This is a genomic window from Pseudomonas azotoformans (genome assembly GCF_001579805.1).
GTDB classification, from domain to species: Bacteria; Pseudomonadota; Gammaproteobacteria; order Pseudomonadales; family Pseudomonadaceae; genus Aquipseudomonas; species Aquipseudomonas azotoformans_A.
In genome coordinates this window covers 6131576-6154351 of the sequence record NZ_CP014546.1, presented here as the reverse complement: position 1 = coordinate 6154351, position 22776 = coordinate 6131576, and the positions used below count along the sequence as shown (strand labels likewise).

17 protein-coding genes, 1 tRNA gene and 3 pseudogenes are annotated in these 22776 nt (G+C 60.6%); 13 read left to right on the top strand and 8 right to left on the bottom strand.

Annotated features, from left to right (window positions below):
• The first annotated feature begins 63 nt into the window (after window positions 1-63).
• Window positions 64-1020, top strand: a complete 957-nt coding sequence (locus AYR47_RS28290; protein ID WP_061449147.1) for a DMT family transporter — start codon at window positions 64-66, stop codon at window positions 1018-1020.
• Here AYR47_RS28290 and AYR47_RS28285 read toward each other — a convergent pair.
• On the bottom strand, window positions 1017-2399 hold the full coding sequence (locus AYR47_RS28285) for a class II fumarate hydratase (RefSeq protein ID WP_033900918.1): 1383 nt from the start codon (window positions 2397-2399) through the stop codon (window positions 1017-1019). The two genes, AYR47_RS28290 and AYR47_RS28285, sit on opposite strands and share 4 nt — an antisense overlap.
• Before the next feature lie 193 nt (window positions 2400-2592).
• On the opposite strand from AYR47_RS28285, the gene AYR47_RS28280 reads away from it, so the two are divergent.
• From AYR47_RS28280 to AYR47_RS28250, 7 genes and pseudogenes are all read left to right on the top strand, one after another.
• Window positions 2593-3111 carry a DUF2059 domain-containing protein gene (locus tag AYR47_RS28280; protein WP_010567461.1) on the top strand — a complete coding sequence of 173 codons (519 nt, stop codon included), beginning with the start codon at window positions 2593-2595 and terminating at the stop codon, window positions 3109-3111.
• A 6-nt stretch (window positions 3112-3117) separates the two neighbouring features.
• Window positions 3118-3414, top strand: a complete 297-nt coding sequence (locus AYR47_RS28275; RefSeq protein ID WP_038847405.1) for a BolA family protein — start codon at window positions 3118-3120, stop codon at window positions 3412-3414.
• A gap of 118 nt (window positions 3415-3532) precedes the next feature.
• On the top strand, window positions 3533-4474 hold the full coding sequence (gene trhO / locus AYR47_RS28270) for an oxygen-dependent tRNA uridine(34) hydroxylase TrhO (RefSeq protein WP_033900937.1): 942 nt from the start codon (window positions 3533-3535) through the stop codon (window positions 4472-4474).
• 36 nt (window positions 4475-4510) lie between these two features.
• The gene (locus AYR47_RS28265) at window positions 4511-5113 is read left to right on the top strand and encodes a DsbA family protein (protein WP_174890965.1); all 603 of its coding nucleotides are present in this window, start codon (window positions 4511-4513) and stop codon (window positions 5111-5113) included.
• Entirely contained in the window at window positions 5106-6908 is a 1803-nt protein-coding gene (locus tag AYR47_RS28260) for an ABC transporter ATP-binding protein (RefSeq protein WP_061449146.1), read from the top strand. The genes AYR47_RS28265 and AYR47_RS28260 overlap by 8 nt, the downstream gene beginning before the upstream one ends.
• A gap of 71 nt (window positions 6909-6979) precedes the next feature.
• Window positions 6980-9442, top strand: a complete 2463-nt coding sequence (locus AYR47_RS28255; RefSeq protein WP_061449145.1) for an EAL domain-containing protein — start codon at window positions 6980-6982, stop codon at window positions 9440-9442.
• Window positions 9443-9521: 79 nt separating this feature from the next.
• Window positions 9522-10290, top strand: a pseudogene (locus AYR47_RS28250) (TenA family transcriptional regulator).
• Window positions 10291-10311: 21 nt separating this feature from the next.
• On the opposite strand, the gene AYR47_RS28245 reads toward AYR47_RS28250, so the two are convergent.
• The 4 genes and pseudogenes from AYR47_RS28245 to AYR47_RS28230 form a co-directional block, all read right to left on the bottom strand.
• Complete coding sequence (locus AYR47_RS28245) at window positions 10312-11238, bottom strand: GGDEF domain-containing protein (RefSeq protein WP_016976404.1); 927 nt, start codon at window positions 11236-11238, stop codon at window positions 10312-10314.
• 307 nt (window positions 11239-11545) lie between these two features.
• Complete coding sequence (locus tag AYR47_RS28240) at window positions 11546-12820, bottom strand: MFS transporter (RefSeq protein WP_033900945.1); 1275 nt, start codon at window positions 12818-12820, stop codon at window positions 11546-11548.
• A 54-nt stretch (window positions 12821-12874) separates the two neighbouring features.
• Window positions 12875-14030, bottom strand: a pseudogene (locus tag AYR47_RS28235) (acyl-CoA dehydrogenase family protein).
• Window positions 14031-14099: 69 nt separating this feature from the next.
• A complete protein-coding gene (locus AYR47_RS28230; RefSeq protein WP_156487837.1) occupies window positions 14100-14945 on the bottom strand; it encodes an IclR family transcriptional regulator in 846 nt (281 codons plus the stop codon).
• Window positions 14946-15207: 262 nt separating this feature from the next.
• Between AYR47_RS28230 and AYR47_RS28225 the strand changes: the two genes are divergently transcribed.
• From AYR47_RS28225 to AYR47_RS28215, 3 genes are read left to right on the top strand one after another with little or no spacing between them, the layout of a single operon-like run.
• Window positions 15208-15993, top strand: coding sequence for an enoyl-CoA hydratase (locus AYR47_RS28225; RefSeq protein ID WP_033900950.1), 786 nt, complete (start codon window positions 15208-15210; stop codon window positions 15991-15993).
• 2 nt (window positions 15994-15995) lie between these two features.
• Entirely contained in the window at window positions 15996-17525 is a 1530-nt protein-coding gene (locus AYR47_RS28220) for a 3-hydroxyacyl-CoA dehydrogenase (protein WP_033900952.1), read from the top strand.
• 26 nt (window positions 17526-17551) lie between these two features.
• Window positions 17552-18784: a CaiB/BaiF CoA transferase family protein gene (locus AYR47_RS28215; RefSeq protein WP_033900954.1), complete on the top strand. Its 1233-nt coding sequence runs from the start codon at window positions 17552-17554 to the stop codon at window positions 18782-18784.
• Here the strand turns inward: AYR47_RS28215 and lldD are convergent.
• Window positions 18781-19911, bottom strand: coding sequence for an FMN-dependent L-lactate dehydrogenase LldD (lldD, locus tag AYR47_RS28210; protein WP_033900956.1), 1131 nt, complete (start codon window positions 19909-19911; stop codon window positions 18781-18783). The two genes, AYR47_RS28215 and lldD, sit on opposite strands and share 4 nt — an antisense overlap.
• A gap of 101 nt (window positions 19912-20012) precedes the next feature.
• On the opposite strand from lldD, the gene AYR47_RS28205 reads away from it, so the two are divergent.
• Both AYR47_RS28205 and AYR47_RS28200 read left to right on the top strand, forming a co-directional pair.
• The gene (locus tag AYR47_RS28205) at window positions 20013-20909 is read left to right on the top strand and encodes a LysR family transcriptional regulator (RefSeq protein ID WP_061449144.1); all 897 of its coding nucleotides are present in this window, start codon (window positions 20013-20015) and stop codon (window positions 20907-20909) included.
• A gap of 60 nt (window positions 20910-20969) precedes the next feature.
• Window positions 20970-21045 (top strand) — tRNA-Asn (locus AYR47_RS28200).
• 78 nt (window positions 21046-21123) lie between these two features.
• Here the strand turns inward: AYR47_RS28200 and AYR47_RS32375 are convergent.
• Together AYR47_RS32375 and AYR47_RS28195 are read right to left on the bottom strand one after the other, a co-directional pair.
• Window positions 21124-21637, bottom strand: a pseudogene (locus tag AYR47_RS32375) (flavin reductase family protein).
• Between the two features lie 100 nt (window positions 21638-21737).
• Complete coding sequence (locus tag AYR47_RS28195) at window positions 21738-22766, bottom strand: methionine synthase (RefSeq protein ID WP_191983014.1); 1029 nt, start codon at window positions 22764-22766, stop codon at window positions 21738-21740.
• Window positions 22767-22776 lie beyond the last annotated feature (10 nt).

Sequence of the window (22776 nt, the reverse complement as noted above, 5' to 3'; positions counted from 1 at the left end):
TACACAAAGTGCGTCGGGTGCCCCTAGAATGCGGCTCCACTTCCTCTGGCTTCTGGGGCACTCATGCACATCTCTTCCGGCCGCTGGGTCTACGGTTTTCTCCTGACCCTGCTGACCGCGCTGCTCTGGGGCATTCTGCCGATCAAACTCAAGCAAGTGCTGCAGGTGATGGACCCGATCACCGTCACCTGGTTTCGCCTGATCGTGGCCGGCAGTTGTCTGTTTATCTACCTGGCGCTGACCAAACGCTTGCCCAGCCGCAAGGTATTGGGCCCCAAGGGCGGTTGGCTGGTGGGCATGGCGGTGTGCGGCCTGGTGGGCAACTACGTGTTGTACCTGGTGGGCCTGAAGATGCTCAGCCCCGGCACCGCGCAGCTGGTAGTGCAGATGGGGCCGATCTTCTTGATGATCGCCAGTGTGTTTGTGTTCAAGGAGCGGTTCAGTCGCGGGCAGGTGCTCGGGTTGTTCGTGTTGATCGCAGGCTTTGGCCTGTTCTTCAACCAGCGCCTGGAGGAGTTACTGACGTCCCTTGGCGCCTATACCGCCGGCGTGCTGACGATCTTGTTGGCCACTTCGATCTGGGTGTTCTACGCCCTGGGCCAGAAGCAACTGCTGACGGTGTGGAATTCGCTGCAAGTGATGATGGTGATCTACCTCACCTGCGCCTTATTGCTCACGCCTTGGGCGCATCCCCTTGAGGCCTTGGACCTGAGCCCGCTGCAAGGCTGGCTGTTGCTGGCGTGCTGCATGAATACCCTGGTGGCCTATGGCGCCTTTGCCGAAGCGTTGGCCCACTGGGAAGCATCGCGGGTCAGTGCGACCCTGGCGCTGACACCCCTGGTGACTTTCGTGGCGGTGGCCCTCGCGGCGTGGCTGTGGCCTGACTATGTGCAGGCCGAAGAGATCAACGCCCTGGGCTATGCCGGGGCGTTGGTGGTGGTGTTGGGCTCGGCGACCGTGGCGCTTGCGCCGTCGTTGCTCGCCGGGCTCAAGGCCCGACGGTTGCGCATGGCCTCCTAGGCACCGAGCATGTCCTGCGGGCGAACCCACTGGTCGAACTCCGCATCGGTGAGGTAGCCCAGGTCCAGTGCGGCCTCGCGTAGGGTCAAGCCTTCGGCGTAGGCCTTCTTGGCGATTTCCGCCGACTTGTCGTAGCCGATGTGCGGGTTGAGCGCGGTCACCAGCATCAGCCCGCGCTCCAGGTGCTCGGCCATCTGCACAGGGTCAGGCTCAAGCCCGGCCACGCAATGTTCCTGGAAGTTGTTGCAGCCATCGGCCAGCAGGCGGATGGATTCCAGCAGGTTGTGGATGATCACCGGCTTGTACACATTCAACTGCAAGTGCCCTTGGCTGGCGGCGATGCCGATGGTCACGTCGTTGCCCAACACTTGGCAGGCCAGCATTGACAGTGCTTCGCACTGCGTCGGGTTGACCTTGCCCGGCATGATCGAACTGCCGGGCTCGTTGGCCGGCAGCCTCACTTCGGCCAACCCGGTGCGTGGGCCGGAGCCGAGCAGGCGCAGGTCGTTGGCGATTTTCATCAGGGCCACGGCCAGGGTTTTCAGCGCGCCGTGCAGGGTCACCAACGGTTCGTGGCCGGAAAGGGCGGCGAATTTGTTTGGCGCGGTGACGAACGGCAACCCTGACAACGCAGCCAGCTCGGAGGCAATCGCCTCGCCAAAACCGTGGGGCGCATTCAGCCCGGTGCCGACCGCAGTGCCACCCTGGGCCAGCTCGCACACGGCGGGCAGGGCGGCGCGCACGGCGCGTTCAGCGTAATCAAGTTGGGCGATGAACGCCGAGAGTTCCTGGCCGAAGGTAATCGGCGTGGCATCCATCATGTGGGTGCGGCCGGTCTTCACCAGCTTCATATGTTTGGCAGCTTGTTCAGCCAGGCCGCCGGAAAGCGTGGCAATCGCCGGCAGCAAACGCTGATGCACAGCCTGGACCGCCGCGATGCTCATGGCGGTGGGGAAGCAGTCATTGGAACTCTGGGAACGGTTGACGTGATCGTTGGGGTGCACCGGGTTCTTGCCGCCACGTTTGTTGCCCGCCAGTTCGTTGGCGCGGCCGGCGATCACTTCGTTGGCGTTCATGTTGCTCTGGGTGCCGCTGCCGGTCTGCCACACCACCAGGGGGAATTGGTCGTCATGTTGCCCGTCGAGCACTTCGTCGGCGGCTTGTTCGATCAGGCGGGCGATGTCGGCGGGCAAGTCGCCATTCCGGTCGTTGACCCGTGCTGCGGCCTTCTTGACCAGGGCCAGGGCGTGCAACACCGCCAGCGGCATGCGCTGTTCGCCAATGGCAAAGTTCACCAGCGAACGTTGGGTCTGGGCGCCCCAGTAAGCGTCATCCGGGACATGGACTTCTCCCAGGCTGTCGGTTTCGATACGGCTCATCGGGCACACTCCTTCAGGTCTGTTTGCGCAGTTTAGGCCTTGATCGACCGGTGGGGTTCCCTAAAAGACTTTTCATCGGGTTCATCCCTCGAGAATCCTTGTCCTACATGGCTTGGGGTTGAGCCATAAGGTTTTTTAGGCGCAGAATGGGCGCCCTTGGGGTTCGACCTCGCCTGCTAGAAAAGGAAACTCGATGACTCGTCTTCGTGCCATCTGTACCGCGGTTGCTCTGGTTTGCGCCAGCGGCCAAGTCTTTGCCGATACCGCCAGCCACAACGCCAGTGCCGAAGCCTTCCTTACCCTGGCCCATGCCGACAAGCTGGGTACCCCGGTGTACATGCAAGTGCAGCAAATGTTCGCCCAGCGTTTCGAGCAGACCAAGGCGCCTGCCGCCAAGCAGTCCGTACTGGACAGCTACCAGGCCAAGGCCAACGCCGCCCTGGACCAGGCTATCGGCTGGCCGAAGCTGAAACCGGACATGGTCAAGCTCTACACCAGCAACTTCAGCGAATCCGAACTCAAGGACCTGGTTGCCTTCTACCAGTCGCCATTGGGCAAGAAAGTCCTGGAAAAAATGCCGCAGCTGACCCAGCAATCGGCCCAGATGACCCAAGCCAAGCTGGAAAGCGCCGTGCCAGTGGTCAACAAGCTGCTCGAAGACATGACCAACGAGCTGACGCCTAAAGCCGCCGCTCCGGCCAAGAAGAAGTAAGCAGGAATGACCATGCAACAGCGTATCGAAACGGCGCTTGCCGCCCTGGGCACCGACCACTTGAGCGTGCTGGACGAAAGCCATATGCACAGCCGTGGGTTGCAGACCCACTTCAAGGCCGTGCTGGTCAGTCCGCAGTTCGAGGGGCTCAACCGCGTCAAGCGCCACCAGAAGGTCTACGCCACCCTGGGTGACCTGATGAGCGAATTTCATGCGCTGGCGCTGCATACCTACACGCCTGAGGAATGGGCGAAAATCGACGCAGCCCCGGCCTCGCCGACCTGCGCTGGCGGACATGACTGATGATCGGGTGTCTCTGACACCGGGCATTTGTTAGAATCCGCAACGCGCCGCTTAGCCGGCGCGTTTTTTTTGCATCCGGTTCACCCTTTACGAGGGTAGCCACCTGGAGAGAACACCCATGACTCAACCGATTGTCGTGGCGGCACTGTATAAGTTCGTCACCCTCGAAGACTACGTCGCCCTGCGCGAGCCACTGCTGCAGGCGATGGTCGACAACGGCATCAAAGGCACTTTGCTGATCGCCGAAGAAGGCATCAACGGCACCGTTTCCGGCAGCCGCGAAGGCATTGACGGCCTGATGGCCTGGTTGAAGAACGACCCGCGCATGGTCGACATCGACCACAAAGAATCCTACTGCGACGACCAGCCGTTCTACCGCACCAAGGTCAAGCTCAAGAAAGAGATCGTGACCCTGGGCGTCGAAGGCGTCGACCCGAACAAGAAAGTCGGCACCTATGTCGACCCGCAGGACTGGAACGCGCTGATCAGCGACCCGGAAGTGCTGTTGATCGACACCCGTAACGATTACGAAGTGTCCATCGGCACCTTTGAAGGCGCGATCGACCCTAAAACCACCAGTTTTCGCGAATTTCCCGACTATATCAAAGCCAACTTCGACCCGGCCAAGCACAAGAAGGTCGCGATGTTCTGCACCGGCGGTATTCGCTGCGAGAAGGCGTCGAGCTACATGCTCAGCGAAGGCTTCGATGAGGTCTACCACCTCAAGGGCGGCATCCTGAAGTACCTCGAAGAGGTGCCGCAGGCCGAAACCAAATGGCAGGGCGACTGCTTTGTTTTCGATAATCGCGTGACCGTGCGCCACGACCTGAGCGAAGGCGACTACGATCAATGTCATGCTTGCCGCACACCGGTCAGTGTCGAAGACCGTGCCTCCGAGCACTATGTGGCTGGCATCAGTTGCCCGCATTGCTGGGATAAGCTGCCGGAGAAGACCCGTCGCAGCGCGATCGACCGCCAGAAGCAGATCGAGCTGGCCAAGGCCCGTAACATGCCGCACCCGATTGGTTTCAACTACAAGCAAACTCCTTCCGAGGCCTGATCCATGTCCGCGCGCCTGCTCTATGTAATGGACCCGATGTGTTCCTGGTGCTGGGGGTTTGCCCCGGTGGCCGAGGCGTTGGTGGAGCAGGCCCAGGCGGCCGGCGTGGAACTGCACCTGGTGGTGGGCGGCTTGCGCACCGGCAGCGGCGCGGCGCTGGAGCCGACCACTCGGCGCTATATCCTGGAACACTGGCAGGCAGTCACCGACGCCACCGGCCAGCCGTTCAAGCGCGAAGGTGCGTTGCCCGACGGTTTTGTGTATGACACGGAGCCGGCGTGCCGGGCCATTGTCACCGCCCGTAGCCTGGCGCCGGACTGCGCCTGGAAGCTGCTGGGGCTGATCCAGCGTGCGTTCTATGTGGAAGGCCGCGACGTGACCCTCGCCAGCGTGCTGGTGGAACTGGCGGAACAAGCGGGTATCCCGCGTATCGAGTTTGCTGGCGAGTTTGACCGCGCTGAGCAGCATGCGGCTACGGCGGCCGATTTCACCTGGGTGCAGGATTTGGGCATCGCTGGTTTCCCGACGCTGCTGGCCGAGCGCAATGGTCAATTGGCCTTGCTGACCAACGGTTACCAGCCGCTGTCCGAGCTATCGCCTCTACTGGGCCGATGGCTGGAGCGAGCCACCTGTGCATGAACCCGCCCAGCGCACCGATCGCCTGACCTGGGCGGAGATTCGCCGCCTGGCCCTGCGTCACAAGAAATCCCTGTGGATCGCCAATGGCGTCGCCGTGCTGGCGACCCTGTGCAGCGTGCCGATCCCGTTGCTGTTGCCGCTGCTGGTGGACGAAGTCCTGCTGGGCCATGGCGACGCTGCGCTCAAGGTCATGAATCATGCATTGCCGCTGGGCTGGCAGAAGGCGGCTGGCTATATCGGCCTGATGCTGCTGGTGACCCTGTTCCTGCGCTGTGGTGCGTTGGTGTTCAACGTAGTGCAGGCGCGCTTGTTTGCGCGATTGGCCAAGGACATTGTGTACCGCATCCGCGTGCGCCTGATCGAGCGGCTCAAGCGTATCTCCCTGGGCGAGTACGAAAGCCTGGGCAGCGGCACGGTCACGACTCATCTGGTCACCGACCTCGACACGCTGGACAAATTCGTCGGCGAAACCCTCAGCCGCTTCCTGGTGGCCATGCTCACGCTGGTGGGCACCTCGGCGATCCTGGTGTGGATGCATTGGCAACTGGCGCTGCTGATCCTGTTGTTCAACCCGCTGGTGATCTACGCCACGGTGCAGTTGGGCAAGCGCGTCAAACACCTGAAGAAGCTGGAAAACGACAGCACCTCACGGTTTACCCAGGCCCTGACTGAAACCCTGGACGCAATCCAGGAAGTCCGCGCCGGCAACCGCCAGGGTTTCTTCCTCGGGCGTCTGGGCCAGCGTGCCCAGGAAGTGCGCGACTACGCGATCCACTCCCAGTGGAAAACCGACGCCTCCAGCCGCGCCAGTGGTTTGCTGTTCCAGTTCGGTATCGACATCTTCCGCGCTGCGGCGATGCTCACCGTGTTGTTCTCCGACCTGTCCATCGGCCAGATGCTCGCGGTGTTCAGTTACCTGTGGTTCATGATCGGTCCGGTGGAGCAGTTGCTGAACCTGCAATACGCCTACTACGCGGCGGGCGGCGCGCTGACGCGGATCAACGAGCTGCTGGCGCGTGCCGATGAGCCGCAATACGCCGGTGGCGAAGATCCCTTCGTGGGGCGTGAGACCGTCGGCATCGAAGTACGCGGCCTCAATTTTGGTTATGGCGAAGACTTGGTCCTCGACCAGTTGAACCTGGCCATCGCGCCCGGCGAAAAGGTGGCCATCGTCGGCGCGAGCGGCGGCGGCAAAAGTACCCTGGTGCAACTGTTGCTCGGACTTTATACGCCACAGGCTGGAACTATCCGCTTCGGTGGCGCCACTCAGCAGGAAATCGGCCTGGAGACCATTCGAGAAAACGTCGCCGTGGTGCTGCAACACCCGGCACTGTTCAACGACACGGTGCGCGCCAACCTGACCATGGGCCGTGAACGCAGTGACCAGGCCTGCTGGCAGGCACTGGAAATCGCCCAACTGGAGGCTACCGTCAAGGCATTGCCCATGGGCCTGGACAGTGTGGTGGGGCGTTCCGGGGTGCGGTTTTCTGGTGGGCAGCGTCAGCGCCTGGCGATTGCACGGATGGTATTGGCCGAACCGAAAGTGGTGATCCTCGACGAGGCGACTTCCGCCCTCGATGCTGCCACCGAATACAACCTGCACCAGGCGCTGGCGCGGTTCCTCAGCGGCCGTACTACACTGATTATCGCCCACCGTCTGTCGGCGGTTAAGCAGGCTGATCGAGTATTGGTGTTTGACGGCGGTCACATTGCCGAGGACGGCGACCATCAGCAGCTGATCGCTGACGGTGGGTTGTACGCCAAACTCTACGGGCACTTGCAACAAGTTCGTTGATTTAGCCTAGGCTGAGCTATCGGAAGCGGTTTTTCGCGTGCGTAACCAGCGGTGCATGTGCAAGGGGCTTCATGAAGCAAAAGCGGACTCTCGGAACGCCACGGCTGTTGGGCATTGTCTGGCCTTTTATCGCCGTCGTCCTGTTCCAGGCATTGTTAGGCTGCGTCAGTCTCTACGTGCTCTCGGCAGTGCGGGGCTATGTGGCAGGCGAAAGCCTGTGGTCCAAGGGCCAGAAAGATGCCATCTATTACCTGACGCTTTACGCTGACAACCGCGACGAAGCCACCTACCTCAAATATCAGCAGGCTATCGCCGTGCCCCAGGGCGGGCACGAACTGCGCGTTGCGCTGGACCAATCCACGCCAGACCTCAACGCTGCCCGCCTGGGCATCCTCAAGGGGGGCAACCACCCGGATGACGTCTCCAGTTTGATCTGGCTGTACCTCAATTTCCGCCATTTCAGCTACCTGGAAAAAGCCATCGAGCTGTGGACCGTAGGCGATAGCTACCTGGTGCAATTGGATGACCTTGCGCGGGAGATGCACAGCTCAATCACCCGCGACCAGGTGAGCGCCAACGATGTGCGTCAGTGGAAAGCCCATATCATCGCCATCAACGAAGGGGTGACCCCGGCGGCCAAGGCTTTCAGTGATGCCTTGGGCGAAGGCTCGCGGATGATCCTGAGGTTGCTGCTGATTACCAACCTGGCCACGGCCCTCGGCCTCATCGTACTGGCACTGCTACGAACCCATAAGCTGTTGACCCAGCGCCACGCGTTTGCCGATGCCCTGCAAGAAGAAAAGGAGCGTGCGCAGATCACCCTGGAATCGATTGGCGATGGGGTGATCACCACTGACGTCGACGGCGCCATCACTTACATGAACCCTGCGGCCGAGGCGCTGACCCACTGGAATTCGGCCCAGGCTCAGGGGTTGCCCCTGGCGGCGCTGTTCAACCTGCTGGATGACAATGCCCAACCGGATGGCTTCACCCTGATCGAACACATCGTCAAGGGCCAACTCAGCGGTGGCAGCGAACACTCCAAGACCATCCAGCGCCTGGATGGCAGCACGGTCTCGGTGACCCTGGTGGGCGCGCCGATCCGCAGCGCCGGCAAGGTCACGGGGGCGGTGCTGGTATTGCATGACATGACCCAGGAGCGTCAATACATCGCCAACCTGTCCTGGCAGGCGACCCATGACGCTCTGACCGGCCTGGCCAACCGCCGCGAATTCGAATTCCGCCTGGAGCAGGTGCTGCACCCCACATCGCAGCATTTGGGCGAGCGGCATGCGTTGATGTTTCTTGACCTGGACCAGTTCAAACTGGTCAATGACACCTGTGGCCACGCGGCCGGTGATGAATTGCTGCGGCATATCTGCGCGCTGCTGCAGTCGGACCTGCGCGAGGGCGATACCCTGGCGCGGCTGGGCGGTGATGAGTTCGGCATCCTGTTGGAGAACTGCCCGGCAGCGGTGGCGGAAAAGATCGCCGAGAGCCTGCGCCATACCGTGCAAAGCCTGCACTTTGTATGGAAGGGGCGGCCGTTCATGACCACCGTCAGCATTGGCCTGGTGCATCTGGGGCAAACCCCGACGACGCTGGAAACCTCACTGCGCGCCGCCGACATGGCCTGCTACATGGCCAAGGAAAAAGGCCGCAACCGCGTGCAGGTTTACCACGCCGATGACTCGGAACTGTCCCTGCGGTTTGGCGAAATGGCTTGGGTGCAGCGTCTGCACATGGCGTTGGAGGAGAACCGCTTCTGCCTGTACGCACAGGAGATTTCGCCCCTGGGGCATACCGACGCGGGCAATGGGCATATCGAGATCCTGTTGCGCCTGCATGACGAGGCGGGTCGCATCATCCTGCCCGACAGCTTTATCCCGGCGGCCGAGCGTTATGGCTTGATGACGTCCCTGGACCGTTGGGTGGTCGAGAATGTGTTCAAGATCATCAACCGATGCATGCAGGAGCGGCCGGGGCGCCCCATGGCCATGTGTGCGATCAATTTGTCAGGCATCACTATTGGTGACGATGACTTCCTCGGGTTTTTACGTGAGAAGTTTCATACATACGGTATTCCGCCGGGCATGATCTGTTTTGAAATAACTGAAACCAGTGCTATCGCAAACTTAGGCAGTGCGATCCGCTTTATTAATGAACTCAAAGCCTTAGGCTGTCATTTCTCGTTGGATGACTTTTGTGCCGGAATGTCCTCATTCGCCTATCTTAAACATTTACCTGTAGACTTCCTGAAGATCGATGGAAGTTTCGTAAAGGATATGCTGGACGACCCGATTAACCGCGCGATGGTCGAAGTGATCAACCACATCGGCCATGTCATGGGTAAGCGCACAATTGCTGAATTTGTCGAGACACCGCAAATCGAACAGGCATTACTCGAAATTGGTGTGGATTACGCTCAGGGCTACCTGATTGAACGACCGCAATTGTTTACCTTTGATAGCTTGCAGTGTCGACCTGTGCGGCCGCAGCCTCTGTTATTCAAGGCGCCCGGCACATTCCGCTGAAACATTTGCTGGTCTGTACAATCACACTTAAAAAGGAGCCTTAACAGTGATCGACACATTCATCAGAACCGGCCCGCTTATGGAAGCCTCCAGTTACCCCGCCTGGGCTCAGAAACTGATCCTGGACTGTAGCGAGAGCAAGCGCCGCGTTGTCGAACATGAACTGTACCAGCGTATGCGCGACAACACCCTCAGCGCCAAGACCATGCGCCACTACCTGATTGGTGGATGGCCCGTGGTGGAACAGTTTGCCTTGTACATGGCACAGAACCTCACCAAGACCAAATTTGCCCGCCATCCTGGGGAGGACATGGCGCGCCGCTGGCTGATGCGCAATATTCGTGTGGAACTCAACCACGCCGACTATTGGGTGCATTGGGCCCGTGCCCACGGCGTGAGCCTGGAGGAATTGCAGTCCCAGAACGTACCGCCGGAATTGCATGCACTGAGCCATTGGTGCTGGCACACCAGCTCTGCCGACTCGCTGATCGTGGCCATCGCCGCGACCAACTATGCGATCGAAGGGGCTACCGGGGAATGGTCTGCCGTGGTGTGTTCTACCGGTGTCTATGCGGCGGCCTTCCCAGAGGAAGAGCGCAAGCGTGCGATGAAGTGGCTGAAGATGCACGCGCAGTACGATGATGCCCACCCGTGGGAAGCGCTGGAAATCATCTGCACCCTGGCCGGCATGAACCCGACCAAGGAACTGCAGACCGAGCTGCGCCAGGGCCGTGTGCAAGAGCTACGACTACATGTACCTGTTCCTGGAAAGCTGCATGCGCCTGGAGAAAGAAAAAGCCCCAGCCGTGGCGCGCGAGCGCCAGGCGCGGGTCGCCAGCGAAGCGTGATGTAACGGGAGTGGCGGGGCTTTACCCCGCCATTGCCAGGCGGTTGCGACCCTCTCGCTTGGCCACGTACAAGGCGCTGTCGGCCCGGCGTAGCAGGCTTTCGGCGGACTCGGCGGCCAGCAAGGTCGAGCAACCCAGGCTCACCGTCAATTCGATCCGCGTGTCATCCGCCCAATAGTCCTGGGCCTGTGCCGCTTGGCGCAGTCGTTCACCGACCATCGCCGCCGCATCGCGACCCGTGTTGGACAGCAGGATCAGAAACTCTTCCCCGCCAAACCGGAACACCATATCCACGTTACGCAACTGGCTCTTGATCGCCCCGGCGACGGCGCGCAGCACCTTATCGCCAGCGGCGTGGCCGTAAGTGTCGTTGATGGTCTTGAAGTGATCGATGTCCAGCATCAGCAAAGACAGCGGGTTGAGGTGCCGGCGCGCCATGTCGATTTCCCGTTGCAGGGTCTGGTCCATGGCAATGCGGTTGCCGGTCTCGGTCAGCGGGTCGCGCAAGGCGCTGCGGGTGGCGGCGCGGTAGAGCAGGGCGTTGCGCATCGGGTAGAGCAGGGTGGCCAGCAAGGATTCGAGTTGGCCGAGTTCTTCTTCTGCCAAGCGCTGGTTGCGACGAAAGATCAGCTCGCCCAGGTGCTCGCCTTCATGGCTCAGGCTATAGCTCACTGAGTGGTGGCCGCGATGGCCGAATTCCAGGCGCAAGTCGCTGGCTTGATGACGGTATTGCAAGGCATCCAGGGGCACCAGGCGTTGGATCTCACGGAAGAACACACCGAGGATGCGCTCCGGCTCCAGGCTGGTCTGCAATTGCAGGCCCAACTGCTGGCGAAGTTGAGCAAGGGTAGTAGGGCGGCGTGGGAGGAGGGATGGCTGACCAAACCCCAGGCGTTGCAATTTGGCACTGTCAAAGTCAATTGCGTTGGTCTGGGTAGGTGTTTTCATAAGCGATCGGCCTCTAAGCACTTGGCTGTCTTACAGGCTCGATGAGAGTGGCGAGTGCCAAGCGTCTTACTGTTCCGTCAGTTCCGTAAAACATGAGTAACAGTTTAGACCGCTTTACACAGGGTTATAACCCCTGGGCGCTGCCGCACGTCTTGTCATCGCTTAACCTGCTTGAATGAGGTTAGAGCGAGATTCATGCCAAATGGCTTAAAATTAATAAAAAGCCTTATAAATCAAGCGACTGTTTTTATCGCTAAAAACAGTCGCTGAACGATGACGCCAGTTATTTGGCAACTCAGCGGTGGCCTTACTGTTTCTGCGGATCGAACTGCTTATCGCGAATAAACAACGCAGGTATGACACCGCAGATAAAGTACGCACCGCCCATCACCAAAAAGCCCATGCCGATGGAGCCATGGGACGCCAGGAAACCGATCGCCGCGGGCGCCACCGCTGCGCCGATACGACCGATGTTGTACGCACCGCCCACCGCCGAACCGCGAAACTTCGCTTCGAAGCTTTCGGTCATGTAGGTGGCATTCACGCCGTAGGGAATTCCGTACAGGAAGCCGAACACCACCAGCATCCACAGGATATTCTCGGGGCTCTGGAACAGCACGATCACCGGCAGGAAGATCGCCGTGCCCAGGGCGCCGAACGCGAACACCGCGCGACGTCCAAGGCGGTCCGCCGCCAGGCCCGCGAGGATCTTGCCGAAGATCATCGCCGCGTAAGTGCCGACCATGTAGCTGGTCATCGACTTGAAGTTCATCCCCAATTCGCTTTCCAGGTACGACGGCATCCAGTTGTTCACGCCGTAGTAGCCGAATTGCAGGAAGCCTGCGGTCAGGGCCCAGAGCAGGAACATGCGGCTGGCCTTGGGATCGCTGAAGATCAGCTTGAACATGCCGTCGGGCTTTTTCTTCAGGGCGTGCTGGCTGCCGTTGGCTTTGTCTTTCGCCCGCTCGGCGCGTGCGGTCAACCAGGCCTGAGGCTCAGGCACCAAGCGCTGCATCAGCACGGCGAGGATCACCGGGATGATGGCCACGTAGAACAACCAGCGCCAGCCGTGCTCCGGAAGAATCCATCCCGCCAGCAAGGTGGCGACGATGTAGCCCACCGACCAACCGGCTTGCAGGGTGCCGAGCACAGTAGTGCGGTAGCGGGTCGGCACGTATTCGGCCATCAAGGTGTTGCACGCCACATACAGCGCGCCCAGACCGAGGGAGGCGAAAAACCGGGTGGCTGCAAACTGCCAATAGCTGTGGGTCATGCCCAGGATGGCCGTGCCCACGGAGAACAGCACGATGCTCCACACCACGGTTTTCACCCGGCCGAAACGGTCACAGGCCCAGCCGCCGTAGATACCACCGATGGCCATGCCGGCCAAGGTGAAGCTGCCCAGGCTGCCGGCTTCGACGCTGGTTAGGCCGAACTCGGCCTTGAGGCTGCTGAGGCTGTAGGACAGCAACATCAGGTCCGCGCCATCGATCAACAGGCCGAGGAAGCAGAAGATGAAAACGACGATCCACAGTTTGCTTTTTGCAGGCGACAACGCGCCCGCCGATGCGGCGACTTCCATAGCGATACCTTGCTTGTAGTTGTTAGGGCATTGGGTATGGTGGTGCGGTGAGTCCTAGCGCTGCGCCGCGCGAATCATGTTGCGGGCAATCACCAGTTGCTGGATCTGCGTGGTGCCTTCATACAGGCGGAACAGGCGCACATCCCGGTAGAAACGTTCGATGGCGTACTCGCTGATATAGCCAGCGCCGCCGTGGATCTGCACGCAACGGTCAGCGACGCGGCCGCACATTTCGGTGGCGAACATCTTCGAACACGACGCCTCGGTGCCGATGTCCTGACCTTCGTCGCGCTTGCGGGCGGCGTCGAGCACCATGCAACGCGCGGCGTAGATCTCGGCCTTGCTGTCGGCGAGCATGGCCTGGATCAACTGGAACTCGGCAATCGGCTGGCCAAATTGCTTGCGTTCGATTGCGTAGTTCAGCGCGTCGTTCAACATGCGCTCGGCAGCACCCACGCTGACGGCGGCGATGTGCAGGCGGCCTTTGTCGAGGACCTTCATGGCAGTCTTGAAACCCACGCCCTCCACACCGCCGATCAATTGGCTGGCGGGCACACGCACGTTGTCGAAGATCACGTCGCTGGTGTGGGCGCCTTGCTGGCCCATCTTGTGGTCGCGCTTGCCCAGGGACAGGCCGGGCGTGTCACGTTCAATGATGAACGCGCTGATTCCGGCCGAGCCACGGATCGCCGGGTCGGTGCGTGCCATTACGGTGAAAATCCCGGCGTGGGGTGCGTTGGTGATAAAGCGCTTGGTGCCGTTGATCACGTAGTGGTCGCCATCGCGCACGGCGGTGGTTTTCAGCGAGGCGGCGTCGGAGCCCGAATCCGGCTCGGTGAGGCAGAACGAGCTGAGCAGCTCGCCGCTGGCCAACAGTGGCAGGTAGTGTTCTTTCTGGGCGTCGGTGCCATCCAGCAGGATACCGATGGAGCCGATGCCATTGTTGGTGCCGAAGTAGGAACGGAAGGCCGGGGAGGTGCGCCCCAGTTCAAAGGCGATGGTCACCTCTTCTTCCATGGTCAGGGCCCAGGCCGCCGTAGGCTTCGGGAATGGTCAGGCCGAACAGGCCCATGTCCTGGAACTGGCTGACGATGTCCGCCGGGATTTCATCGGTCTCGGCGACTTCGTTTTCCCGTGGGATCAGCGCTTCGTCGACGAACTGCGCAATGGCGTCCACCAGGATATGAAGCGTTTGTGCGTCTCGGATCATGTGCATTCCTCAGCGGCCCGTTCGGCGGGCCTGTTATCGTCAATCTGCCGAGGCCATGCACCGGTCCAGCTAGCGGGTGGCGGCCTCGATATTGTTCACCATGTGCTTGAGGCGTGGGCCGATGTCGTCTTCGAGTTTCTCCCGGGAGAGGTGGAAACTCGGTCCGCCACAGTTGAACGCCAGCAAGCCGTGTTGTGCGTGTCGCAGGGGCACGGCGATGGCGTTGACATCGCGGTGCCACTCACCGATCGACATGCAATAGCCGAAATCGGTGTAGTCCCGGAAGGCGCGTTCCAGCCCCTTGCGGATGTTCGGCCAGTCCTCCAGATGACGCTGGCGGATATGGTCGAGAATGAACTCCCGCTCGTTTTCCGGCATCGCTGCCAGGCAGGCGCGGCCTGCTGAACTCAAGTGCAACGGCAACCGTGTGCCGACCTGGCGGCGCATGGTCATGTTCGCTTCGCCCTGGACCACGTCCAGGTACACCGCGTCGAGGCGGTCCCGAGTGGCCATCGCGACGGCCGCCTGGGCGTACTTGGCCATGGTCTCCATCAACGGATGCGCCACGGCGCGGATCGACAGGTTCGACAACATCGCGTAACCGAAGGCCATCACGCCCACATCCAACTGGTACCGGCCCGACTGCGGCAGGTGCTTGAGGTAACCCAGGCGGGTCAGGGTGTGGGTCATGCGGGTGATCGTCGGTTTCGGCAACCCGGTCTTGCGCGCCAGTTCCTGGTTGCCCAATACGCTCTCGCTCGGCGTAAAACAGCGCAGCAGTTCCAGGCCTCGGGCCAGCGCGGTGACGAACTGGCGGTCCTTGTCTTCCTCCTCATCGTTGTTCATCGGGTCGATCAACACGTGCTCGAAAGCGGAAACTTCGGTGCTGTCCGGCTCGGGGTTTCGACGGCGCATGGTAATCCTCATTTTTTTATAAAATCAACAAAACAAAATACTATTCCGCACAGCGAAACTAATCAACCTTTTGATTTGTGATTTTCTCCAAGGATAAATCCCTTTGAAACAGCGAGTTAGTCGATGTTTTGAGCGTTGCTCGGGTTTTTTCGTTTACACCTGCGGGGTCGGTACTTATGCTAATCGACAAATACGGAATGTTATTTCGCACAGCGAAACATATGGCAGTCCAACTAACAAGAACCGTGCAGCAGGAGTGAATGTGACCAGCGCTAACCCACCCGTGGTGACCCTCGACGTCCATGACAATGGCGTGGCCGTGGTGCGTATCCACCGCCCTGAAGTGAAAAACGCCCTCAACGCCCAGGTGCGTGAAGCCCTCGCCGAGCACTTCCGCGCGCTGTCCCGACGCCAGGATGTGCGCGCCATCGTGCTGACCGGTGGCGAGCAATTCTTCGTGGCCGGCGCGGACATCAAGGAGTTCGCCAGTGCGGGCGCAATCGATATGTACCGCCGTCACACGGAATACCTGTGGGAAGCCATCAGCCGTTGCCCCAAGCCGGTGATTGCCGCCGTCAACGGTTTTGCCCTGGGCGGTGGCTGCGAGCTGGCGATGCATTGCGACCTGATCGTGGCGGGCGAGTCGGCACGATTTGCCCAGCCGGAAGTGAAGCTCGGCTTGATGCCTGGCGCGGGCGGCACTCAACGTCTGATCCGCGCGGTGGGTAAATTCCAGGCGATGCGCATTGCGCTCACTGGCTGCATGGTCAGCGCGAAAGAAGCCCTGGCCATCGGCATGCTCAGCGAAATGGTCAGCGACGACCAGACACTGCCCCGCGCCCTGGAGCTGGCCGCGCAGATTGCCGCATTGCCGCCGTTGGCGGTGGAGCAGATCAAGGAGGTGATGCTGGCCGGCGCCGACCTGCCGCTGGAAAGCGCCTTGGTGCTGGAACGCAAGGCATTCCAATTGCTGTTCGATTCCAAGGACCAGAAGGAGGGCGCCGCGGCGTTCTTCGAGAAACGCACGCCGCATTATCGGGGGGAATAAGCATGACCGACACCTTGAATACGATGGGGCTGGTGGGCACTGGCGTCATGGGCGCCGGCATCGCACAAATCGCAGCCCAGGCCGGTGTGGTGGTGCGTCTGTTCGATGCCCGTGAAGGCGCTGCGCAATCGGCTCGGGATAATCTCAGCGGCACCTTTGCCAAATTGGTGAGCAAGGGCAAGATCAGCCAGGCCGCGATGGAGGCGGCGCTGGCCAACCTGCGGGTTGCCGAGGCGATTGATGACCTGGGCGATTGCGACCTGGTCGTCGAAGCCATCGTGGAAAACCTCGACGCCAAACGCGGCCTGCTGCAACAGCTGGAAGGCATCGTCAGCCCGACCTGTATCCTCGCCACCAACACCTCCTCGCTGTCTGTCACGGCCATCGCCACCGGTTGCCGACACCCTGAACGCGTGGCCGGGCTGCACTTCTTCAACCCGGTGCCGCTGATGCGCGTGGTGGAGGTGATCGATGGTTTGGCCACCGCGCCAAAGGTGGGCGACGCGCTGCTGGCCCTGGTTGCACGCATCGGCCATCGCGGTGTGCGCGCCAAGGACACGCCGGGTTTCATCGTCAACCACGCCGGCCGTGCCTATGGCACCGAAGCCTTGAAGATGCTGGATGAGGGCATTGCCGAGCGCGGTGATATCGACCGCATCCTGCGCGACGGCGCCGGGTTCCGGATGGGGCCGTTGGAGTTGCTGGACCTCACCGGCCTGGATGTGTCGCACCCGGTGATGGAGTCGATCTACAACCAGTTCTATCAGGAACCGCGCTACAAACCCTCGTCCCTGACCCGGCAGATGCTGGTGGGCGGCCGCCTTGGCCGCAAGACCGGCCACGGGTTCTATCAGTATGAAAACGGCCAGCTCATCAACGGCCCGCAACCCCAGCCAGTGCCCACGGTGCAACAACAACCGCCGGTATGGATCGCCACGGAAAACAGTGAAGACTACGAACGCTTGAGCGCCCTGGTGATCAACCTGGGCGCCCACCTGGAACACGCTGCGCAACCTTCGCCCGAGGCGTTGTGCCTGCTGGCCCCGTATGGCCGCGACGCCACCAGCGCCTGCGTGCGCTTCGATACCGACCCTGCGCGCACCCTGTGCATCGACCTGCTGACGGACCTGTCGCGCCATCGCACCTTGATGCAGAACCCGCTGACATCGCCCGCCATGCGCGATGCGGCTCACGCCTTGCTGGCGTCGGACGGCGTGGGCGTCACAGTGATTGGCGACAGCGTTGGCTTCGTCGCCCAGCGCACCCTGGCGATGGTGGTCAACCTGGCCTGTGACATTGCCCAGCAGCGCATCGCCAGCGTCGAAGATATCGACCAGGCCGTGCAACTCGGCCTCGGTTACCCCAAGGGTCCGCTGGCTTGGGGCGATGCGCTTGGGCCTCGGCGCATTCTCACGATTTTGCAGCGCATGAGCGAACTCACCCATGACCCGCGTTACCGTCCCAGCCCCTGGCTGCGGCGGCGGGCGATGCTGGGGGTTTCCCTGCGCCATGAAGAGCCGACAGCCGGCTGATTTCCCAACCTCACAGGATAAGAACAATGGGTGCATTGACAGGTTTGCGGGTGCTGGATTTAAGTCGTGTGTTGGCCGGCCCCTGGTGTGGGCAAGTGTTGGCCGACCTTGGCGCGGAAGTGGTCAAGATCGAACGCCCGAAAAGCGGTGACGACACCCGTGCCTGGGGGCCGCCCTGGATGAAGACCGACACCGGCGAATCGTCCGGTGAGGCTTCTTATTATCAGTCGACCAATCGCGGCAAGTTATCCGTGGCCATCGACATGGCCACGCCCGAAGGTCAGGAGTTGGTACGCGCATTGGCGGCCAGCTCGGATGTACTGATCGAGAACTATAAGGCCGGCTCCCTGGCCCGTTATGGCTTGGATTACGCGACCCTGGCCGAGATCAATCCGCGCTTGGTGTATTGCTCCATCACCGGTTTCGGCCAGACCGGGCCGCGTGCTGAAGAGCCGGGTTACGACTTCATCATCCAGGGCATCGGCGGCTTAATGAGCATTACTGGCGAGCGTGATGATTTGCCAGGCGGCGGCCCGCAAAAAGTTGGCGTTGCGTTTTCCGACCTGATGACCGGCCTGTATTCCACCGTGGCAATCCAGGCCGCATTGCTCAGCCGTGAGCGCACCGGCGTTGGCCAATACATCGATATGGCGTTGTTGGACGTGCAGGTCGCCACGTTGGCCAACCAGAGCATGAACTACCTGGCATCAGGCAAGGTGCCGCAGCGTTACGGCAATGCCCACGCCAACATCGTGCCTTACCAGGTGTTCCGCGCCGCCGACCGTGACTTCATCATCGCCTGCGGCAATGACAGCCAGTTCATCGCCCTGTGCCAGAGCATCGGCCTGCCGCACTTGCCGCAGGACCCGCGCTTTTGTCGCAATGCCGACCGCGTGGCCCATCGCGAAGAGATCGTTGCGTTGCTCTCGGCGCACTTCCTGGGGCGCAGCGCCGATGAGTGGGTGGCGTGCATCCATGCGTCGAAGGTGCCGGTGGGGGCGATCAACTCGATTGCGCAATCTTTGGAAGAACCCCAGGTGATCGCACGTAACCTGATGGTGAAGATTCCACACCCGCAGAACCCGGATTTCGCCATGGTCGGCAGCCCGATAAAAATGTCCGGCACGCCCGTGGAATACGTGCGGCCGGCGCCGAGGCTGGGGCAGCACACCGACGACATCCTCGGTGAGCGGTTGGGCTTGTCGGCGGAGCAACTGGCCCAACTCAAGGCCCGTGGGATCGTCGAGCAGCAGGGTTAGACCAGGGTAGAGCGGTCGATCTGCGCGATGGAGGTGACGCCGGTCAGCGTCATGGCCACGCGCATTTCCTTGGCGAAGATGTCCAGCAGGTTTTCCACGCCGTGTTGGCCGTCGGCGGCCAACGCGTAGGCCGTGGCGCGACCCAGCAGGCAGGCCTTGGCGCCCAGGGCCAGCATGCGCACCACGTCCAAGCCGGAACGGATGCCGGAGTCCACCAGCACCGTGAGGTCATCGCCCACCGCATCGGCAATCGGCGGCAAGGCCTTGGCGGTGGATAGCACGCCGTCCAACTGGCGACCGCCATGGTTGGAGACCACGATGCCGTCGGCGCCGAAACTTACTGCGTCCTTGGCGTCCTGCGGGTCGAGAATGCCTTTGATGATCATCGGGCCTTTCCAGAATTCGCGGATCCACTCCAGGTCTTTCCAACTGATGGAGGCGTCGAAATTGTTCGCCAGCCAGCCGATGTAGTCTTCCAGGTGTGTGGGTTTGCCCAGGTACTTGGAGATATTGCCCAGGTCATGGGGACGGCCCATCAGTCCTACATCGAAGGCCCATTGCGGCTTGGTGACGGCTTGCAGCATGCGCCGCTGTGCTGCGAACGGGCCGGACATGCCCGAGTGCGCATCGCGATAACGCGCGCCGGGCGTGGGCATATCCACGGTAAACACCAGTGTGGTCACGCCGGCAGCCTGGGCGCGCTCCAGCGCATTGCGCATGAAACCACGGTCCTTGAGCACATACAGCTGGAACCAGATCGCCTGCGCGCTCTGCGATGCCACCTCTTCAATCGGGCACACCGACACCGTCGACAGGCAGAACGGAATGCCTTTGTTCGCCGCTGCCTTGGCCGCCTGCACTTCGCCACGTCGTGCGTACATGCCGGTCAGGCCCACCGGGCTGAGGATCACCGGCATGTCCAGCGCCTGGCCGAACAGCGTGGTCTTCAGGCTCAGATTGTCAACATTGCGCAGGATGCGTTGGCGCAGGCTGATCTCGGCCAGGTCCGAACTGTTCGCGCGCAGCGTGTGTTCGGCGTAGGCGCCGCCGTCGATGTAGTCGAACAGGAAGCGCGGCAGCTTGCGCTTGGCGGCTGCACGGTAGTCGGAGGCGGACGAGATGATCATTATTGGGGGCTCCACAAGGCAAGGTGGGTTCAGGATAGGCAATTCTCTGGCATGATAAAAACAACTTTTATCGCTGGCAGCCAGTCGCCAAAGGAATACTGATGAACCTCAGAACGTTGCGCGCCTTTGTCGAAGTGGTGCGCCAGGGCGGTTTTTCCCAGGCTGCCGAGGTGGTGTCACTGACCCAATCCACCGTCAGCAAGGCGGTCAAGACCCTGGAAGATGAACTGGGCACGCCGCTGCTCAATCGCCTGGGCCATCGCAACGAACTCACTGCCGCCGGCGAAATCGCCTACCGCCGCGCCTTGGTGCTGCTCGCCGAGCGCAACGATTTGGTGGCCGAGATCAACGACCTGCGTGGTTTAAAACGTGGCGTGCTGCGCATCGGCCTGCCGCCGGTAGGTTGCGGTGTGCTGTTTGCGACGATGTTTGCGACCTACCGCAGCCGCTACCCGGATATCGACATCGAACTCACCGAGTACGGCAGCAAAAAGTTGCGCGAATGCCTGGAGGCGGGGGAGGTCGACCTGGCGGCGCTGCTGCTGCCGGTAGACGAAGATTTCGATTACCAGCCCGTGCGCAATGAACCTTTGATGGCCGTGTTGCCCATCAGTCATCCGTTGGCCCAACGCAGCTGCATCGACTTCACTGACCTGGCGGATTCTCCTTTCATCTTGTTCGAAGCCGGCTTCGCCCTCAACGCCAAGATCCTCGCAGCCTGCGAGCGCAAAGGCGTCAGCCCCAAGGTGACCGCACGCAGCGGGCAGATCGACTTCATCATCGACCTGGTCGCCGCCGGACTGGGCGTGGCCTTTGTGCCACGCATGCTGGCGTACAAGCATCAACACGCGGGCATCGCCCTGATTCCCTTGGACGAACCCCACACCGACTGGCACATCGCTCTGGCCTGGCGCACCAGCGCCCACCTGCCACCGGCCGCGCTGGCGTGGCTGGAGTTGGCCAGGGAACACGCCGATTCAACCGATCATCCGGTTTAATCACGCCAAATGCCGGAGAAGGCTTGACTTATCCTTTTTAATCAGTAACATACGGCGCATTCCGCGATAGCTCAGTTGGTAGAGCAAATGACTGTTAATCATTGGGTCCCTGGTTCGAGTCCAGGTCGTGGAGCCAGATAGCAACATAAAGAGAAGCCTGCAGAGATGCAGGCTTTTTTTTGCGTTGAAAAAAGAGAGCAGCCTAGTTAGCCATTCAAACCACGCCATGCGTGGCGATGTTGCAATATTGCCCTTTGAAATACAGCAATGGCCGCGTCGCAACAGCCTCTTTGGCTAAATCCAGCGCTTTCACTTCACCAATCACGATCAGGTGATCACCCGCGACGTGCTCGGCGTGGATTTCACAATCCAGCCAGTGCAGGCTCCCGGCAATGACCGGATTACCCAGCGGCGATACCTGCCATTCGATGTCGTGCCATTTATCCGTGCCTCGACGGGCGAACTGGTTGGAAATCCTGACCTGCTCAGCTGACAGGATATTGACTGCGAACCTTCCTGCCTGGCGGATCTTGGGATAGCTGGCCCGAGTTGGACATGACGCTGAATGACACCAGTGGCGGGTTCATTGACACGCTATGGAACGACTGGCAAGTGAAGCCAATGGGCTCGTCATCCACATGGGATGTGATCACCGTGATACCGGATGCGTAGTGTCCGAGCGCTTCGCGAAAGCTCAATGGCTCGATAGCGGTATTGGGACGTGACATAGTCAATCCTGAATAGTGAGTGCTGTTCGAAAGCGTGAAGGCCTAAAGTGGTGCGGCATTTTCTTCCCTGCCATGCTCCACTTCCGGCCTTCGCCCAGCACTAGTTCGAGAGCTCTCTTCGAACGATTTCCGCACCTGCACTCAGCGCGTTCAGCTTGCCTCTGGCTACCTGGCGAGGCAGCGGGGCCATGCCACAGTTGGTGCAAGGGTAGAGCTTGTCGGCGTCCACAAATTGAAGCGCTTTGCGTAGGGTATTGGCGACTTCCTCGGGCGTTTCAATGGTGTGGTTGGCCACGTCAATGGCGCCTACCATCACTTTTTTGCCGCGAATGAGTTCGATCAAATCCATGGGGACATGGGAGTTGTGACATTCCAGCGAGATGATATCGATGCTGGACTTTTGCAGCTTTGGAAAGGCTTCTTCGTATTGGCGCCACTCTGAACCCAGCGTCTTTTTCCAGTCGGTATTGGCCTTGATGCCATAGCCATAGCAAATATGCACCGCGGTTTCACATTTAAGGCCTTCAATGGCCCTTTCCAGGGTGGCAACGCCCCAATCATTCACCTCGTCAAAAAAGACGTTAAAGGCCGGCTCGTCAAACTGGATGATGTCGACACCCGCGGCCTCCAGTTCCCTGGCTTCTTGATTGAGGATCTTGGCAAATTCCCACGCCAGTTTTTCGCGACTTTTATAGTGGTTGTCATACAGCGTGTCGATCATGGTCATGGGGCCTGGCAGCGCCCACTTTATCGGCTGCTTGGTTTGCTGGCGCAAGAACTTGGCGTCTTCAACAAACACGGGCTTTTGGCGAGAAACCGCGCCAACAACCGTCGGTACGCTGGCATCATAGCGATCACGAATCCGGACGGTTTCACGCTTTTCAAAATCAACGCCGTCAAGGTGTTCAATAAAGGTGGTGACGAAGTGTTGGCGTGTTTGTTCGCCATCGCTGACGATATCAATGCCGGCTTGTTGTTGTTCCTGCAACGACAAACGCAAAGCGTCCTGTTTGCCCTCAACCAGTTCCTCGTCTTGCAGTTTCCAGGGGGACCATAGCGTTTCAGGTTGTGCAAGCCAAGCAGGTTTAGGCAGGCTGCCAGCCGTTGAAGTCGGTAGTAATTTTTTCACGATGGGTGAC